The 18,090-nt window shown below is 35.5% G+C and carries 10 protein-coding genes; 7 read left to right on the top strand and 3 right to left on the bottom strand.

Annotation, left to right across the window (positions count from 1 at the left end):
- Window positions 1–533: 533 nt before the first annotated feature.
- Window positions 534–3,749 carry a TonB-dependent receptor gene (locus B0M43_RS15615; RefSeq protein ID WP_078007409.1) on the top strand — a complete coding sequence of 1,072 codons (3,216 nt, stop codon included), beginning with the start codon at window positions 534–536 and terminating at the stop codon, window positions 3,747–3,749.
- Between the two features lie 229 nt (window positions 3,750–3,978).
- Here B0M43_RS15615 and B0M43_RS15610 read toward each other — a convergent pair whose 3' ends face one another.
- Window positions 3,979–5,346, bottom strand: a complete 1,368-nt coding sequence (locus B0M43_RS15610; protein WP_078007410.1) for a sensor histidine kinase KdpD — start codon at window positions 5,344–5,346, stop codon at window positions 3,979–3,981.
- Window positions 5,347–5,566: 220 nt separating this feature from the next.
- Between B0M43_RS15610 and B0M43_RS15605 the strand changes: the two genes are divergently transcribed.
- Window positions 5,567–6,106, top strand: a complete 540-nt coding sequence (locus B0M43_RS15605) for an AAA family ATPase (RefSeq protein WP_078007411.1) — start codon at window positions 5,567–5,569, stop codon at window positions 6,104–6,106.
- Between the two features lie 41 nt (window positions 6,107–6,147).
- Here B0M43_RS15605 and hxpB read toward each other — a convergent pair whose 3' ends face one another.
- Window positions 6,148–6,786 (bottom strand): hexitol phosphatase HxpB, encoded by a 639-nt coding sequence (gene hxpB, locus B0M43_RS15600; protein WP_078007412.1) that lies wholly within the window; start codon window positions 6,784–6,786, stop codon window positions 6,148–6,150.
- An 805-nt stretch (window positions 6,787–7,591) separates the two neighbouring features.
- Between hxpB and B0M43_RS15595 the strand changes: the two genes are divergently transcribed.
- From B0M43_RS15595 to B0M43_RS15580, 4 genes are read left to right on the top strand one after another with little or no spacing between them, the layout of a single operon-like run.
- Window positions 7,592–8,179, top strand: coding sequence for a phage tail protein (locus tag B0M43_RS15595; RefSeq protein WP_078007413.1), 588 nt, complete (start codon window positions 7,592–7,594; stop codon window positions 8,177–8,179).
- 52 nt (window positions 8,180–8,231) lie between these two features.
- Window positions 8,232–9,365, top strand: a complete 1,134-nt coding sequence (locus B0M43_RS15590) for an ABC transporter substrate-binding protein (RefSeq protein WP_078007414.1) — start codon at window positions 8,232–8,234, stop codon at window positions 9,363–9,365.
- Between the two features lie 15 nt (window positions 9,366–9,380).
- Window positions 9,381–15,833 (top strand): T9SS type A sorting domain-containing protein, encoded by a 6,453-nt coding sequence (locus B0M43_RS15585; protein ID WP_123921807.1) that lies wholly within the window; start codon window positions 9,381–9,383, stop codon window positions 15,831–15,833.
- A 47-nt stretch (window positions 15,834–15,880) separates the two neighbouring features.
- Window positions 15,881–16,732: an outer membrane beta-barrel protein gene (locus B0M43_RS15580; protein WP_078007415.1), complete on the top strand. Its 852-nt coding sequence runs from the start codon at window positions 15,881–15,883 to the stop codon at window positions 16,730–16,732.
- 64 nt (window positions 16,733–16,796) lie between these two features.
- Here B0M43_RS15580 and B0M43_RS15575 read toward each other — a convergent pair whose 3' ends face one another.
- Complete coding sequence (locus tag B0M43_RS15575; RefSeq protein WP_078007416.1) at window positions 16,797–17,255, bottom strand: hypothetical protein; 459 nt, start codon at window positions 17,253–17,255, stop codon at window positions 16,797–16,799.
- Window positions 17,256–17,551: 296 nt separating this feature from the next.
- Here B0M43_RS15575 and B0M43_RS15570 point away from each other — a divergent pair, with 296 nt between their 5' ends.
- Window positions 17,552–18,046, top strand: a complete 495-nt coding sequence (locus tag B0M43_RS15570) for a hypothetical protein (RefSeq protein WP_065449772.1) — start codon at window positions 17,552–17,554, stop codon at window positions 18,044–18,046.
- The last annotated feature ends 44 nt before the right edge of the window (window positions 18,047–18,090 follow it).

Genomic DNA, 18,090 nt, shown 5'->3' with positions numbered 1-18,090 from the left:
ATCTCCACGAGAATCTCCACAATCAAAATCGCCAATCTTTGCAGAGCTGCTTGCGGAGATCCCTCGTTCCTCGGGATGACAAAAATGCGCAGGCTAACTTTAAAATATACTTTAGTGAAAACGTAGTTCATTCGGCTAAAGCCTCTTCTGTTGTACTTTTCTTTTCCATCCAACTAAAGTTGGACGCTATTCAATTTTATTCTAATTTGAAAATTATAATATTCCTAAAAACATCCAAAATCATATTTTTTTTAGTTGTAATAGTAGTCTTCAGAGTTATCACTTTTTACAATCGGTAACATTTACATAACACTCTAATCTTTTTCTAATCTACTTTAAATCTAGCTTTAATCTACTTATTTTTAGCACTTTACTTAAGTAACTGATTTTAAAGAGATAATTGCTTTTTCTTGAAATAACACCTTCATAATCCTAACTTAACAATGAATTGTTTTATGATTTTAAGTTAACAAAAGCGTTAAATCTGATCGAAACAAAGGGAGTTTCTTTGTCAAATAAAAACTAAAAACAACATGACAAAACTAAAACTCTTTTTTTCGGCATTCATGCTTCTTGTTATGGGGAACATTTTTGCTCAAATTACAACCTCATCTTTATCTGCAAAGGTTAGCGATGGTACAAGTCCGCTTACCGGCGCTGAGGTTACACTAACACATTTACCTACTAATGCAGTCTACAGAGCTGTAACCGACAAGCAAGGTAGATTTAGTTTCGAAAATTTAAATGCCGGCGGACCTTACGAACTTGAAATTAAAAGTTCAGAAACCAAAGATTATTCTAATGCACAAATACATTTAGCATTAGGCGACAATGATTTACCAACAATTGTAGTGGGTAAAACAGATAATAATGTATTAGAAGAAGTGGTGATTACAGGTTCTAAACCATCGTCTAAAAATAACGGAACAAGTATTAATGAGAAAAAAATTAATGGTTTACCGTTGATCAACAGAGGGATTCAGGATGTTACTAAACTAGTACCTCAAAGTTCAAACAACTCTTTTGCAGGAACGAACTTCAGATACAACAACGTAACCATTGATGGTTCGATCAATAATGATGCAATTGGTTTTAGCCCGTCTTTAGGTGGTCAGTCCGGAACTTCAGGAATGCCTGGAAGCAGTACAAGATCTAACTCTATAAGTTTGGATGCCATACAGGATATTCAGGTTTATATTGCTCCTTATGATATTAAATTAGGAAACTTTTTAGGAGGAAGCGTTAATGCTGTTACCCGCAGTGGTACCAATGAAGTAACAGGATCTATTTATAGTTATGGCAGAAATGCTGCTATTACTGGTCCTAATAATGCTGGTGACGGTTCTAAAATGCCAAATTCTTTTGGTGATTATCAAGTTGGTTTTAGATTAGGTTTACCTATTATCAAAGACAAATTGTTCTTTTTTACCAATATGGAATATGCTGAAAGAACAGATCCTTTGTTTTACAATGCAGGACAAACAGATTCTAACGGAAAATTGACTTCATTGGTTGATAATGCTACAGCAGAGCAAATTTCAAACTTTGTTAAAACAAATTACGGGTTTGATCCCGGAAGTTATGGTGCTTACAACAACTTTGCAAAAAGCCAAAAATTCTTCAATAAATTAGATTGGAAAATTAATGATAAACACGCTCTTTCGTTAAGAAACAATACAGTTATTTCTCAGGCTTCGAACTTAGAGCGTGATGCAGCAAACTTCAGGTTTTCAAGCATGGATTTCACCCAAAAAAACCAATCTGTTAGTACGGTTTTAGAATTAAAAAGCCACTTTAACAGCCAATGGTCGAACTCATTCCTTGCAAGTTATTCGGCTATTAAAGATTATCGTGATCCAAAATCATCAAATGCCATGTTTCCTCAGGCAGAAATTGGTTACAACGGAGGAACAATTTTCTTAGGAAATGATCGTGAAGCTACTGTTTTTAATATGAAACAAAACACTGCCGAAATCACCGATAACCTTACTTATAAAACAGGAAATCATACTTTATTGTTTGGTACGCACAACGAATTCTACGACATTAATTACGGATTTGTAAATGCGCTAAACGGAAGAGTTTCATACAAATCTCTTGCAGATTTCATGAATAAACTTCCAACTCGTGTTCGTGGCACGTATCCTTTTGACGGTTCTACAAGAGATGAAATCTTTAATAACCCGTATGCTAAATTCAAAGTAAATCTTTATAGCGTTTATGTACAGGATGAGATAAGAATTGGCAACAAACTTAAAGTGACTCCGGGTGTAAGAGTTGATTACACTGATTTGCCAAATAAACCAAAATTAAGCCCACAAGTACAAAATTCTCCTGCTGATGCTAACTATGGTAATACTTACAGTTATACTCCTTTAAATCAAATTAGTAATAACTTTTTTACTACAGCATTAGTTTCTCCAAGAGTTGGATTTACCTATAATGTAGACGAAGATAAAACCCTTGTTTTAAGAGGTGGTTCTGGAGTATTTACAGGCAGAATTCCTTTTGCATGGTTAGGATATGCGTATTATAATGATGGTGTAGGTTACGGAAGTTATGATAAAAATAACCTTACAGCAGCTCAGGTTACAGCAGCGGGTGATCCTTTAGCAACAGGCGGATTAAACGGATATCACGATGCTACGCCAAAAGTTCAGGCAGATTTAGTAGATAATAAATTTAAAATGCCGTCTGTTTTAAGAAACTCTTTGGCTATTGATAAAATTATCGGCGGATATAAATTTACAACCGAAGGTATTTATACTAAAGTAATTCGTGATCTTGAGTTTCAACAGGTAAATAAGACAGATAACCCAACTTATTTTTCTTATGATACCAATCACCAAATGCCAATTTATGCCGCAAACATAAATCCTGCTTTTTCTAATGCTTACTTATTATCAAATACAAATAAAGGATACAGATACAGCATTACTGAGATGGTTTCGAAATCATACGATTTTGGTTTGAATTTTATGGTGGCGTACACTTATGGAGATTCTCGTGACGTGACAAACGGAATTCGTAACTCTATGGAAAGTAACTTCCAGATGAATCAGTCATTGACACCTAATGATCCTCAATTGGCCACTTCGAACTTTAATATCAAACACAGAATTGTTTCTAATGTTGGATATGCAGTAAAATTGGCTGACAACAATACTTTCTCTGCTAATGTGTATTTTAATGCACAATCTGGGAATCCTTTTTCATGGGGATTTGTAAACTCAACCATTGCAGGCACAGGACAAGCAGCAGGTTTGGCTTATATCTTTAAAGATGCAGCAGAAGCAGCTAAATATATCGGAGTAAGTGCAGCAGGTGTTCCATCCGCTACAGCGGCTCAACAAGTAGCAGATTACGAAGCTTTCGTAAACGGAAATGATTATTTGAAAAGCAGAAGAGGAACATTCACACAAAGAAATGGTGATACAACTCCATGGAACATTCAGGCAGATTTGAAATTAACGGATGAAATCAAAGTTCAAAAAGTAGGTACATTCCAAATTTCATTTAGTATGGCCAATGTTGGAAACCTTATCAACAAAGATTGGGGAAGAAGCTATTTTGTTCCAAACACTTACAATTCGACAGCTAACCTTGGGTTAACAAAATCAGGAAACTTAGGCGGAGTTGCTACTGGCGATCCAACGTACACTTTCCAAAAACCTACGGCTACACCTTATACTATAGATCAATTGGCTTCAAGATTCCAAGGACAGCTTGGATTGAGATATTCGTTCTAAAGATTGTGTTTTATTTTTTTTATTCGTCCCCCAGTTTCACACCCTTATGAAACTGGGGGACTTTTTTTATTTAAAACTTAAATAAAAATTCCAATTTTTTAAATTCCAAATTCCAATTGCTTGATTTTAAAATTACAAACTTTTAAATTCCAAATTCCAATTGTTGGTCTATAAATTTGTTGGAATTTGGATTTTTTGGAATTTGGAATTTGGATTTTGGATTGAATTTTTATCCCTCCAGCGGTAAAATAAACTTAAAAGTACTTCCTTTTCCAAATTCACTTTCGGCCCAAATTTCGCCTTGGTGTTTTTTTATAAATTCACTGCAGAGTAGTAAGCCCAATCCATTTCCGCTTTCGTTTTCTGTTCCTTTCTGAATTACTTTGGTATTAATTTTAAAAAGTTTTTCTTTTATATTATCAGGAATTCCAATACCGTTGTCTGTGATTGAAACTTCTGCTTTTTGGTTTCTCCTTTTTATGGTAATACTAATTTCTCCTTGCTGATCCGTAAATTTAATGGCATTGGTCATCAGATTTCTCAAAACAGTATCAATCATGTATTTATCGAGTTTTATTTCTATAATTTCGGTCGATTCAAACTTAAGATCTATGTTTTTATTTAATGCTGTATTTCTGTTAAGTGCTATGTTCTCCTCAATCAGGGTATTCAATACTACTTTTTTCGGATTGTATTCAATCATTCCCGTTTGTACCCGCGACCAGTCTAAAAGATTCTCCAGCAGCTTATAAATGTTTTTGTTCGATTCGTGGAGCATTCCTGTAATTTCCCTAATCTCTTCCCGACTGTAAGCATCAATTTCCTCGGCTAATATTTCTGATAATGCAACCGATGATCCCAACGGGCCTTTTAGATCGTGCGCTATAATCGAAAAGAATAAGTTTTTATCGTTTAAAAGCTTTTTGATTTTAAGATCTTGTTTTTCTTTTACCAGCAACAAAAATCCTACTGTACCAATAAGAGTGAGCAAAAACAAACTAATACTGTACAAACTGTCGAAAACACGGTACGAAAAAAAATATTCCTGCGGATTGATATAATTATAAACTGCACGTATGAAGATTAAAATTTCAAAAACAGCGTAGCCCAATAAATAAAACATCCGGAAAAGATTATTTCCTTTTTCTCTGAAATAATTAATTGTTGGCGGCAAAAAAATGGCAAAAATTCCCAGTGACATAATTACAATTCGGGTATTCACCTTACTCTCTAATAATGTTGCAATGTTAAAAACTGCTATTGCGAAAATGGTTATGGCTATTTGCAAACGATTACACCTTCTTGATTTTACTTTGAGCATCGATATCATCGCTATTGTTTCATAGCAGCATCCGCACAAAATGATAGAATTGGCAATATTAATAGAAATAAAATCCGGGATTATGTTTCTTAAAAAAATAAGAACCCAACCAATCGTCAGGGTTATTTTTCCGTAGCCAAAAATGTTTAATTTTCTTTTGTTTTCAATCGAAGCATACGAAAACGAATAACTAAAAATGAGAATGCAAATAAATAAGTTTCCCCAAAAATAAAGCAGGAAAACTGTTTTTGGATCCAGTGGTGAAAATTCAGGCATTATAGACTTTAGTAGGTTAAGAAAGTACACAAATATACAAATTCATGATGTAATGTTATATTACACTGAGTTCATTGGTTATTAAAACGATCTTAGTGACAAAATATTTCAAAAATTTATTTCTGTTTTTATTTAAAACAAATTGAATTCATCTTTAAAGATTATAACTATTTTTATATTCTAAAGGATAAATTGAATTGAAGCATTAATTAAAAACAGGATGAAAATAATGATTATGGGCGCATCAGGAGCAGGTGCTACAACACTTGGCAATTCTTTCGTCAAAAATAACGATTGTTTTTTGCACCTGGATTCTGACGAGTACTTTTGGAAAAAAACAGATCCTCCGTTTCAGGAAGCAAGAATTTCTGATGAACGTAATTTATTATTCGAAAGCGATTTTTATTCTCAGGAGAATGTAGTCGTTACCGGTTCTATATTTCGTTGGAAAACAGATTATAAAGATCTATTTGATCTTGTTGTTTTATTATATATTCCGCAAAAAATCAGATTGCAAAGATTGGCTGAACGGGAAATCTCAAGAAATGGAAATAAAATTTTATTCGACGAAAAATTAAATGCAAAATACAAGGCATTTCTAGCCTGGGCTGCCGAATATGATTTGGAAGAAAATACCACCAGCAGAAGTTTTAAACAGCAAAAGCAATGGCTAACCGAAGTAGAATGTACGACTTTGTTTCTGGATGGTGATTTAACGGTAAAAGAAAGACTTGAGCTTTTACAAAATTATATTGTATAGACCAAATTTGTTCACTTTCCTGCTAAGCAACAAGATATCAATCAGGAGAATATCGTCAGTTCGTGTTCCAGAAAACTTTCCATTGTGTAATCGGCTAAACTTAAATTGAGATCTTCATTTCCGTTTGTAAACGCAACGACTTTCATACCTGCCTTTTTTGCGGCCATCATTCCCGAATAAGAATCTTCGATAACAATGCAATTTTCGGGTTCGATACCCAATTCTTTGGATGTCATTAAATATATAGCGGGATCCGGTTTACCCAACTCAACAAATTCTGCCGAGAATATACTATCAAAATATTGAGAAATACCTGCTTTTTTTAGCACTACAGGTATTATTTTATAAGGAGAATTTGTTGCGAGACCTATTTTAAAACCATTGTCTTTAAGTTTTTTTATAAAAGATTCAATTCCGTTTATTTCGCCACCAACCTGCTCTATCAGCTCCATTACTCTTACGATTACCATTTCTTCAACCTCTTCGAGCGTTTTGCTTTCCCAGGGAAATTTATCGTACCAAAACTTTGTTACTTCTACGGTGGTCATTGTTTTGGTTAAATTAGTGAATTCTGTATTTAAGGCTACGCCAAGGGATGAAAAAACCTCAAATTCGGCTCTTTGCCAAAACGGTTCCGAATCGATAATTACACCATCCATGTCGAAAATAACTGCCTTCATAAAGTATTGGAATTTGAGTTTGGTAGAATTCTGGTTGAGCGGCAAAAATAAATCTTTTTAATTTTAGAATATAAACTTTAAAAATTAAAACTAATTCCCTTCATCATTCATAGTTTTTAGTGAAGTATAGTATGCTAAATCTTCCGAAAGTATTCAAAGCCTATTTTTCGTTAACCTCATTAACTTTTATTAGAATCTTTACAAATTTGAAATACTATAAGATAGTCATTAAACGAATGTAAGCTAATGCTCCTCTAGTTTATTCATTACGTAAGAATTTACACAAAAAAACCCTGTCTTCCTGATAGTTATGCTATTTATTTTTGTAAATTTATTCGTTCAAATACACGAAACCCCATTTCTACAAACCTAAAACGATGTATCATCATTACATTTTTCAATAAAAAGTTACTTTTTTCACTGAAAAATGAATTCGCATAATTAGAAGTCATTCATCAAAATTTCTGTGACATTAAAAATAGATTTCATGACATAAAATCCCTTTTTTGTGACATATTTTTCATCACCAAGCCACTAGCCATATAATTTTAGAGTCTAAATTAAGTTTTAAGGCGATTTAGTGTTCAATTTGAAAACCATAGGTGCTACTTTCTATTCAAAAAATTGATTAAAAAGTGGAATTTCTTACTTAGATAAAACACGTAAAAACACCTGTTTGTAGAATACTTATTTTCAATAACTTAGCATGTAGTAAAAATCTATCAGATTAATTACCGATTGTAACCGAATCTATCAAAACATTATAAATCAAACAACTAACATTAACCTATTAAATCTAAAAATTATGATTGAAGTTTACGTCGGAGAGATCCATCTTTTTGCATTCAATTTCGCCCCTGTAGGCTGGGCGTTTTGTAACGGTCAAGCTATGGGAATTTCTCAAAATCAAGTTTTATTTGCCTTACTTGGAACAACTTATGGAGGAAATGGCACAACTACTTTTAATCTTCCTGACTTAAGAGGACGCAGCGCTATACACTATGGACAAGGTCCTGGTTTAAGCAACATTATAATAGGTGAAACTGCTGGTGTTGAAAACACTTCATTATTACTAAGTAATATTCCTGCTCACATTCACGCTCTTACAGGTGCAACTGCAGCTGTAACAGTAACTGCAAATTCAATTACAGGAGGTACAGTTTCTAATGAAACTGACGGTGGAAATAACTCTCTTGCTTCTGGAGGTCAAACTGCAAACATTTATAGTGAACCAGGAACTGGAACATCTAAAATTGGAGGAATTGGTGCAACTGCCGTTCTAGGAGGTAACACCGCACCAGCAGGAAACAACCTTCCATTTAGTATCCGAAATCCATATCTTGCTGTAAACATGTGTATTTCATTACAAGGAGTTTTTCCTTCTCGCAACTAATAAAACACTAAAAACAGAGGCATTTACTGCCTCTATTTTTTAATCTCAATTTATGGATAACGACATTAAAATAGGAATTTTAATTCCAAAGTCAAAACAGTATCCTACAATAGACAAGGATTTTATGCGAGGGTTAAAACTTAATAATCTAAATGCAAAATTTTTTGTAGAAAGTATTGGTATTGGTGCAGACGAAAAAATGATAATTGACAGAATACAAAAACTGAATTTTCAGGAAGATGTATCGATTATCATTGGCTTTTTTGGTCATAAAAATATGTCAGAAGTTTATAACTATACTTCAAAAAATGATATTTTATTAATCGCTGCTGATCTTGGAGCAACATTGCCTTATGAAACGCAGGCTTATAAAGGGGTTTATATTAATTCGTTTGGATTAGCTGAATCCTGTTATCATTTAGGCCGCTATTTTACAAGTAAAAAATATGAAAAAATAGCAACCTCAACTTCTTTTTATGATTCGGGTTACGGCCTGTTGTCTGCTGTAGAATATGCATTTAACGAACAAGACAATTTTTCAGGGCATTATATTACGCCTTTTCAGCCTAGAGAAGATGAGTCACTTTATATGTCACAAATTATTAACGAACAAAAGCCTGATGCTGTTTTTGCTTTTTATAGTGGTTTATATGCTGAAGAAAATGCAGATTTTATAAGCCAAAATAAAATTACCCAAAAATATCCTTTCTATGTAACTCCCTTTTTTATCAATGATAAAATTTTAGACGAGTACAAGAATAATCAAAACGAACTTTATGTAGTAAGCAGCTGGATGCAGAATGATACAGATACTTCAGAATTAAACGAACTATATCAAAACTCATATTCAGAAAATCCAACTTATTTTTCAATTCTTGGATATGAAAACGGACTTATACTAAAGAACATCATGCAAAATGCAAAAAAATTAAGTGTCAAGTCTTTAATAGAAGAAATGGATCATTTAAATATCAAAGGACCACGAGGGATTATAAAATTCGATAAGGATACAAACAGAACAACATTTAATCATTACATCTATGAATTAAATCTGGATTCTCTCAATAATATAAGCTTTAGAAAAATCGAAACATTGGTAAATGACGGACATTTTATTAAAGCTTTAAGTTCAATAACTAAGCCTGATCATCAAAGTGGCTGGCACAATGCTTATCTATGTCACTAACCTAAATCTCGTATTATGAAAAAAAAACTACTCTTATTTATTATGCTCTTGTGTACATTCTTTGTACATCAAAATGCAAAAGCTCAAGCTTTAGTACCCGGTGATATCGCCTTTGTGGGATATCAAACGGGATCTCCAAGCGGAGATGGTTTCTCCTTTATTACTTTAAAAGCAATACCGGCAGGAACCGCTATTTATTTTACTGAAAAAGGATGGGGCAACGGAGCTTGGGCGACCAGTACAGAAACACATTTATTGTGGAATGTACCGGCACTTACACCTGTAGGAACTATTATATCAATAATTGAAACAGCTGCAGATACTTTTACAATAACAGGTACAGCTCAGGCATCTGTAACAATTGCTCAAGGTGCAAACTTCAATCTTTTTGCTGGAGACCAAATCCTTGCTTATCAATCTCCAACAGGTTTTCCTGAGCCGGCATCTCCAACATTTATTGCTGGTATACATGGCGATTATAATGCAACAAATTATGATCCGGTAACCACTTGGAATTTATCTACTGTATCAGCATTAGGAGCCGAAAGCAGTTTGCCGCCAGGATTAACAAATGGTGTAAACTGTATTTCTTTATTTCCTGCACCAGGACCAGAAATTCCTAACAGTAAATATACTGGTTCTTTAACAGGTTCAAAAGCTGCAATATTAGCCAGCATAAATAATCCTGCAAACTGGGGGCATCATAATACAAATGATTTAGGTATTACTCCTACAATCCCAACAAATTATCCTGCACCAAGTATTACACTTGCAGTTGCACCAACTGTAACATCTGCTGTGGCAGCAAGCATCAAATCTGTTTCTGCAACACTTGGTGGTGAGGTTACTGCTGATGGTGGTGATACAACCATAGAAAGAGGAATTGTGTGGGCTACAACGGTAAACCCAACTATTGCAAATAATAAAGTTCAAATAGGGACCGGAACTGGGACATTTGGTAATGTTGTAACGGGACTTCCTGCTGCAACAACTATTTATTATAGAGCGTATGCTACCAATAGCGGCGGAACTAATTACGGAGGTGAATTTAATTTTACAACAGGAGCTGCATTAACTGCTCCGGCAACTATTGCTAAAACAAATGTCAGCTGTAACGGAGGAAACAATGGTACTGCTACAATTGTTGTAAGCGGAGGATCAATTCCTTATACTTATTCATGGTCGCCATCTGGAGGAACAAATGCAACAGCATCTGTTCTTGGTGTTGGAGTTTATAATGTAACGGTTACCGATGGTGAAGGAACACAAATAACTAGATCTGCTACTATAACTCAGCCACCTGTATTAAACGCTTCACCTGCTTTTACAAACGTAGCGTGTAATGGAGGTGCTAATGGTGTTGCTGCTGTATCTGCAACTGGAGGTGCAGGAGGTTATACTTATCTATGGAATACTGGTGCTACAACATCTGCTATTACAGGTCTTATGGCTGGAACATATAGTGTAACTGTTACAGACGCAAATTCTTGTACCAAAACGGTAAATAATATTCAAGTAACACAACCAAGTGTATTAAATGCTACATCTGCTGTTACAAACGTATCATGTAATGGAGGCAGTAATGGTGTCGCTTCTGTAACTGCAACAGGAGGAGCCGGAGGTTATACGTACTTATGGAATACAGGTGCTTCAACAGCTGCTATAACAGGTCGTCCAGCAGGTACTTACAGCGTGACGGTTACAGATGCAAATTCATGTACTATAACGCTAAATAATATTACAATAACGCAACCTCCTGCTGTAGTTAGTGGAACTACAGTAGTATCCAACATATCTTGTTTTGCAGGCTCAAACGGAGCTATCAACCTTACTCCATCAGGCGGTACTGGTCCATACACCTTTAATTGGGGTGGCGGTATTACAACTGAAGACAGAACAGGTTTAGCTGCTGGTACTTACTCGGTTACCATTACCGATGTTAACGGATGTACAGGAACGGTAAGTAATATTGCTGTGGTGCAACCTACTGCTGCAGTTGGCGGAACTACAGTAGTAACCAACGTATCTTGTTTTGCAGGTACAAATGGAACTATCAACCTTACGCCATCAGGTGGTACAGCTCCCTATACTTTCAATTGGGGCGGGGGTATTACAACTGAAGACAGAACAGGTTTAGCTGCTGGTACTTATTCAGTAACCATTACCGATAATAACGGATGTACAGGAACGGTAAGCAATATTGCAGTAACTCAGCCTCCAGTATTAAACGGAACTCCGGCTGTAACTAATGTTTCTTGTAACGGAGGCTCAAATGGTGTTGCTTCTATTACTGCAACCGGAGGTACTCCCGGATATACTTATTTATGGTCGAACGGAGCTACAACTTCTGCTATTACAGGACTTTCTGCTGGAATTTACAATGTAACTATTACAGATTTTAAAGGCTGTACAAAAATTGTAAGCGATATTATGGTAACGGAGCCACCAGTATTGGCGGCATCACAGGGTACAGTAAATAATGTAAGCTGTAACGGAGGTTCAAACGGAACTGCAACTGTTGCAGTTACTGGAGGAACTGGCAGCTACACTTATTCATGGTCTCCATCAGGAGGTACGGGTGCAACAGCATCAGGACTTACACAAGGTACTTATACAGTAACTGTTACTGATGCAAACTCATGTCAAACAACACAAACTTTTACTATTACCGAACCTACTCCACTTTCTGTAACAACATCGCAAACTAATCTAGTATGTAATGGCGCTGCAACAGGAGAGGCAACAGTAAACGTAACAGGCGGAACAGGAACTTATACTTATTTATGGTCACCAACTGGAGGAACTGCTGCAACAGCAACAGGATTAACAGCAGGAACTTACATAGTAACAATAAAAGATGCCAACTTGTGTCAAACAACACAAAGTTTTACTATTACCCAGCCAAATGCATTGGTTGCTACACCAGTTGCGCAAACTAATATAGGATGTCGCAACGAAGCTACAGGATCTGCAACAGTAAGTGCAACAGGAGGAACCGGAACTTATACTTATTCATGGTCTCCATCTGGAGGTACTGGTGCGACAGCTTCAGGATTAACAGCCGGAAATTATACTGTTACAGTTATGGATGCTAACTTATGTCAAACAACACAAACTTTTACTATTACACAACCAGCAGCTGCCCTTTCAGCAACTACAGCATCAACTGGTGTTAGTTGTTTTGGCGGATCAAATGGAACTGCAAGTGTTACGGTATCAGGAGGAACTCCTACTTATACTTATTTATGGGCTCCTTTAGGAGGAACTACATCATCTATTACCGGAAGACCAGCAGGAGATTATACTTGTACCATTACAGATGCAAACGGATGTACATTGGTTAAAAATATTACCATTAGCACACCTGCTGCATTTTCTGCAACAGTAACACAAACAAATGTTTCATGTAATGGCGGAACTAACGGTAGCGCTACTGTAAATGCAACAGGAGCTACAGCTCCATATAGCTACATATGGTCGCCAACAGGAGGAACTGCTAAAACTGCTTCAGGATTAGCGGCGGGAACTTATACTGTAACTATTCAGGATGCTAACACTTGTACATACACAGCAAATGTTACCATAACAGAACCTGCAGTTTTAGCAGCAACGACATCACAAACTAATGTTCTTTGTAATGGAGGAGCAACTGGTACAGCAACGGTAACTGCTTCTGGAGGAACATTAAACTATACCTACTTATGGTCTCCTTCTGGAGGAACAGCTGCTACTGCAACTGGCCTTACTGCTGGAAATTATAGCTGTTTAATTACAGATAATAACGGATGTACCTTAACTAAAAACTTTACAATCGATCAGCCTTCTGTTTTAACAGCTACAACATCACAAATCAATGCAACTTGTGTTGTGGGTGGGCAAGCTTCTGTTACTCCATCAGGAGGAACAACTCCTTACTATTATTTATGGTCTAATGGAGTAACAACTCAAACAGTAACAGGTTTACCAGCTGGCAATTACAGTGCTCTGATCACAGATGCTAATGGATGTACAATTACAAAAAACTTTACAATTACTACTATAAATACATTAGTTGCTACAGTATCTCAAACCAATGTATTATGTAATGGATCAAACACAGGAACTGCAACAGTAGTACCTTCAGGAGCTCCGGGTCCATATACATATGTTTGGGCTCCAAATGGAGGAAACGCAGCAACTGCAACGGGACTTACAGCAGGAAATTATTCGGTAACCATAACTTCTGCAAACGGATGTTCTATTGTAAAAAACTTTACAATCACAGAACCTGCTGCAATCGTGGTTGCTCCTTCACAAACAAATATTTCATGTAATGAAGGTTCTAACGGATCAGCTTCAGTAGTTGTAACTGGAGGAACAGGTGCATATAGTTATGTATGGTCACCTTCTGGCGGAACTGCTGCATCTGCATCAGGACTTACTGCAGGAACTTATACAGTAACTATTACAGATGCCAACTTATGTCAGACAACACAAAGTTTTACATTAACAGAACCAGCTGCTTTAATAGCAACACCATCTCAAACTAACGTTTCTTGTAACGGTGGAACAAACGGATCTGCAACTGTTTCTGTAACGGGCGGAACTGGTGCTTACAGTTATGTATGGTCTCCAACTGGCGGAACTGCTGCAACTGCATCAGGACTTGCTGAAGGAACTTATACTGTAACAGTACAAGATGCTAACTTATGTCAAACAACAGCAACGGTTACAATAACAGAACCTGCTCTACTTGCAGCAACAACATCACAAGTGAATGTTTCTTGCAACGGACAAAGTGATGCTTCGGCAACTGTAACTGTAACAGGCGGAACTGGTGTTTATACGTATGCATGGTCACCTTCTGGCGGAAATGCAGCAACAGCAACCGGATTAAGCGCAGGAAATTACTCTGTACTTATTACTGATGCAAACAGCTGTACTTTAACACAAAATGTAACTATAACTACAATTCAAGATGTAACTGCGCCAGTGCCTAATGTAGCAAATCTTCCTGCTATTACGAACTATTGTTCGATTTTACCAGCGCAAATTGCAATACCAACAGCAACTGATAATTGTTCCGGAATTATATCTGCAACAACAACAGATCCTTTAACTTATACTGCTGTAGGTAATTATGTAATTACATGGACTTATACTGATGCTAGCGGAAATATTGCTACACAACAGCAAAACCTTACTGTAACTGCTTCTCCATTAGATCAGGTAACTTTTGCTAATGCCGCATTTACTTATAACGGAAGTGTACGCACCATACAAGTTGCTAATCTTCCTGCCGGAGCAAGCGTAGTATATGCTACTACTCCATCAACAGGAACAGTAAACGGAGCGACTAATTCAGGAGTTTATACTGTTACAGCAACAGTAACACCAGATGTAAGTTCACCAAATTGTTCTCCAGTAACACTTACTGCCCAGCTTACTATCAACAAAGCGGCACAGCAAATTACATTTGGAGCGATTTTGCCAAAGATTTTTGGAGTAGGTAATGACTTTAGTTTAAATGGATTTTCTAATTCAGGTTTACCTATTCGTTACTCGTTCACTTACACTTCTGCCCTGCCGCCAGCTAATGTTTCAGCGCTTGGTTTAGTAAATGTTCTACGATCTGGCGAAGTATTAATTGTAGCACATCAGGATGGTAATGAAAATTACTTACCAGCAGCAGATGTTTCACAAGTTCTGGTAATTAAAAATAATGACGTAACGGTATCAAAAATTACACTTGGTACTCAAGTATATCTAAATCCGGCAAAAGAAATTAAGTATTTGATGCAATGCGGAGAAAACAATGTAAATGTTGCCTTCACAAATGAAACGGGAGCAACATTCTCACCTTCTGCCAATTTTACGATTACGCCTCCTAAACCGGGAATTTATACGCAAAATGTTACTGTTACTTCACAAGACGGAACAGCAACTGCTACTTATGTTTTAACGATAGAAAAACCATTTGGTTTCTATGACATTGTGCATCAAAAATTCAACAATATATTGCTTATCAATAATAATCCTCAGACTAACGGAGGTTATGAATTTGTTTCATACCAATGGTTTAAGAATGGGCAATTAGTAGGAACAGGTCAATATTATTCAGCAGGAGATGATTTGGCGAATTCTTTAGATAAATCTGCAGACTTTAGTGCGAAAATGACGACAAAAGACGGAAAAACACTTCAAACTTGCAGTACCAAAATTTCGACTCAAAGATCGTCAACGGCCAGACTTTATCCTAATCCTATTCAAACAGGACAAGTTATTACTGTTGAAGCAGATTTCCCTGCCGAAGAATTAGAAAACATGCAAATAAGCCTGTATACTGTTTCTGGGCAATTGGTCAAAACATTGAAATCATCTACAGTAAAAACTGAAGTTCAGTTACCTGATGCTGAGAGCAATATGTATGTTGTTGTTATCGAAACTCCAAACATCAAGAAAACATTAAAAATAATTGTAAACAAATAAAATCTGTCAGTGCTATTTCTGATAGCACTGGCATTAAAAAAAATAAGATGAAAAAATATATACGAAACTATATGACATCACTGTCAATCGTTACGGTACTTTTAGGATCATGCCTAGATAGTTACGGTCAGGATAAAAAGCAGGAATTATCAATTGCTGTTGGAGGTCCATTTTCATTTCTAAAGTACAATACTACCGGAGATGTCGTACCCGGAAACGGTATAAATGCCGGAATTCGATATTCCTATTATTTAAACGAAGGTTTAAGTATTGGTGTTGGTGTCGAATATCAAACGTACAGTTCTGATGTAAAATATGGCTTTTTTGGCGCACAGTATAATGCTGTTGATTCAGAAAATGAAGCTTTTCAATTTCGATACAAAGCAACTAACCTACGAGAACAACAAAAATTAGGATACGTAAATATTCCAATTAATATTCAGTTTGAAACTCCGGGGACTACAAAATTATATCTGGCAGCGGGAGCTAAAATAGGTTTTGCTACAAACGGAAGCTACGAAACTACCTATCAGAACCTTACTACAAGCGGTTATTATCCGCAATATAATGTAGAATTATTTAGTCCTGCTTTTGCGGGGTTTGAAAGCCAAAACAATTTAAAAACAAGTAAACAGGATCTTGATACAGATGTATCGTATGCTGTGACTTTTGAAACTGGTTTAAAACAAAAAATAGGCAATCGCAGTGCTTTTTATATCGGCCTTTATTTAGATTACGGATTAAATAATATCTACGATAATAAAGAAAATAAAAATCTGGTTCAGTACAATCCAGCATTGCCTGTACAGCTGCAATACAACAGTTTGCTGAATTCTTCGAACACAAACGATATCAGATTGGTTTCTTACGGACTGAAAATAAGATATGCCATCCGATAAGATTTAATTGCAAAATAGTTTCTTTTAAAAACAAAATCCATTCGTTACGGCGAATGGATTTTTTTTATTCAATTTTAACTGCTTTAATCTCTATTTTGTTGTACTGAGCAATCGATTTTGGTTTGTTCCAATATTCTATAATAGTCTTGATCACGTGCTTGAATTTAGCATAATCAAAAGGTTTCACAAAATAACTATGAGTGGGCAGCGAATAAGGATCGATGACAAAACTTTGTTCAAACAATGTAGTAAAAAACAAGTACGGACAATTGAATATCGTACCTACTCCATTATTATCGGGATTTGTATCCATCACTTTATAATTCATCACATTCAGCAAAACAATATCAGAGAAAACCAAAAAAGGTTTAATCTCATGACGAAGCATATAATTACAAGCCGTTTCGGCAGTATTAAAATATATAATTGGGTTGGCGTAGTTTAGTTCGCTAAAAACCTCGATAAATAATTTTCGGTCTTCCTGTTTATTTTCTATTACTACTATGGGTCCTTTTTTATTCATAACAATACGTTTAAATTTTGATCTGCAAGTGTGCCATTTCCTGCAATTAATTCTATTCAAATGTTTTAAAATTTGAGCAAAAATTCCTTACAAAATCTTCCATTCTCCTTATATAATTTTCATTTAAAGTACAATCACTAAGAATTTCTTTTACTAATAGCTAAAATGCTGTTAATTATATAATTACTACTACAAATTTTATAAGTAAACACATGCACTTCATAACTAATTTTGAGTCAGACATTTAATTCACTTAAAGTCATCTTATATATCTAATAATTTAACCTCAAATAGTTATGAATAGTTCAGACCACAAAACAGGCGAAACTTTTGGAAGTTATATCAAGGACAATCGCATTATGCAACAGCAAGATCCTATTCCTTTTGAATCTGAGAAAACAGAAAATGATATCTATAATGTAAGTCACAATAACGATGAAAGTTATGTTGACGAATATCAAAAAAAAATGGATGAGGAAGGAGACTATATTGACGATCCAATTTTAAATCAGGATGAAGATACAGATGATTTGGATGATGATTTTTCGAATGCTCTTGAAAGAGAAAACGAAGACGACGATTATTTTGAAGATGAGGATTCCGATGAAGATGATGAAGATCTTGACGAAAATGATTTAGATGATGATCTTATAGAAAAATATGACGAAAATGATCGTGATCAGGACAGTTTTACCACAGACAATGTAAAACAAGACGAGCTCGATCAGGAATACGACATCGATCAGGATCTCGAAGAAAAAGATCCAGTAAATAATCCCAGAGAGTTTTAGTAAAAGCTTTATTCAAATAAACCATTCTGCATGAATGGTTTATT

The organism is Flavobacterium sp. KBS0721 (assembly GCF_002007065.3).
In the GTDB taxonomy this organism is placed as follows: domain Bacteria; phylum Bacteroidota; class Bacteroidia; order Flavobacteriales; family Flavobacteriaceae; genus Flavobacterium; species Flavobacterium piscis.
Note: the sequence above shows the minus strand (reverse complement) of the source record. Positions and strands in the feature narration are given on the sequence as shown.

What these genes read in the sequence shown, in the direction of transcription:
- B0M43_RS15580 (WP_078007415.1), top strand. Translation starts at nt 15,881, where the DNA reads ATGAAAAAATATATACGAAACTATATGACATCACTGTCAATCGTTACG.
- B0M43_RS15570 (WP_065449772.1), top strand. Translation starts at nt 17,552, where the DNA reads ATGAATAGTTCAGACCACAAAACAGGCGAAACTTTTGGAAGTTATATC.
- B0M43_RS15605 (WP_078007411.1), top strand. Translation starts at nt 5,567, where the DNA reads ATGAAAATAATGATTATGGGCGCATCAGGAGCAGGTGCTACAACACTT.
- B0M43_RS15585 (WP_123921807.1), top strand. Translation starts at nt 9,381, where the DNA reads ATGAAAAAAAAACTACTCTTATTTATTATGCTCTTGTGTACATTCTTT.
- B0M43_RS15615 (WP_078007409.1), top strand. Translation starts at nt 534, where the DNA reads ATGACAAAACTAAAACTCTTTTTTTCGGCATTCATGCTTCTTGTTATG.
- B0M43_RS15590 (WP_078007414.1), top strand. Translation starts at nt 8,232, where the DNA reads ATGGATAACGACATTAAAATAGGAATTTTAATTCCAAAGTCAAAACAG.
- B0M43_RS15595 (WP_078007413.1), top strand. Translation starts at nt 7,592, where the DNA reads ATGATTGAAGTTTACGTCGGAGAGATCCATCTTTTTGCATTCAATTTC.
- B0M43_RS15610 (WP_078007410.1), bottom strand. Translation starts at nt 5,346, where the DNA reads ATGCCTGAATTTTCACCACTGGATCCAAAAACAGTTTTCCTGCTTTAT.
- hxpB (WP_078007412.1), bottom strand. Translation starts at nt 6,786, where the DNA reads ATGAAGGCAGTTATTTTCGACATGGATGGTGTAATTATCGATTCGGAA.
- B0M43_RS15575 (WP_078007416.1), bottom strand. Translation starts at nt 17,255, where the DNA reads ATGAATAAAAAAGGACCCATAGTAGTAATAGAAAATAAACAGGAAGAC.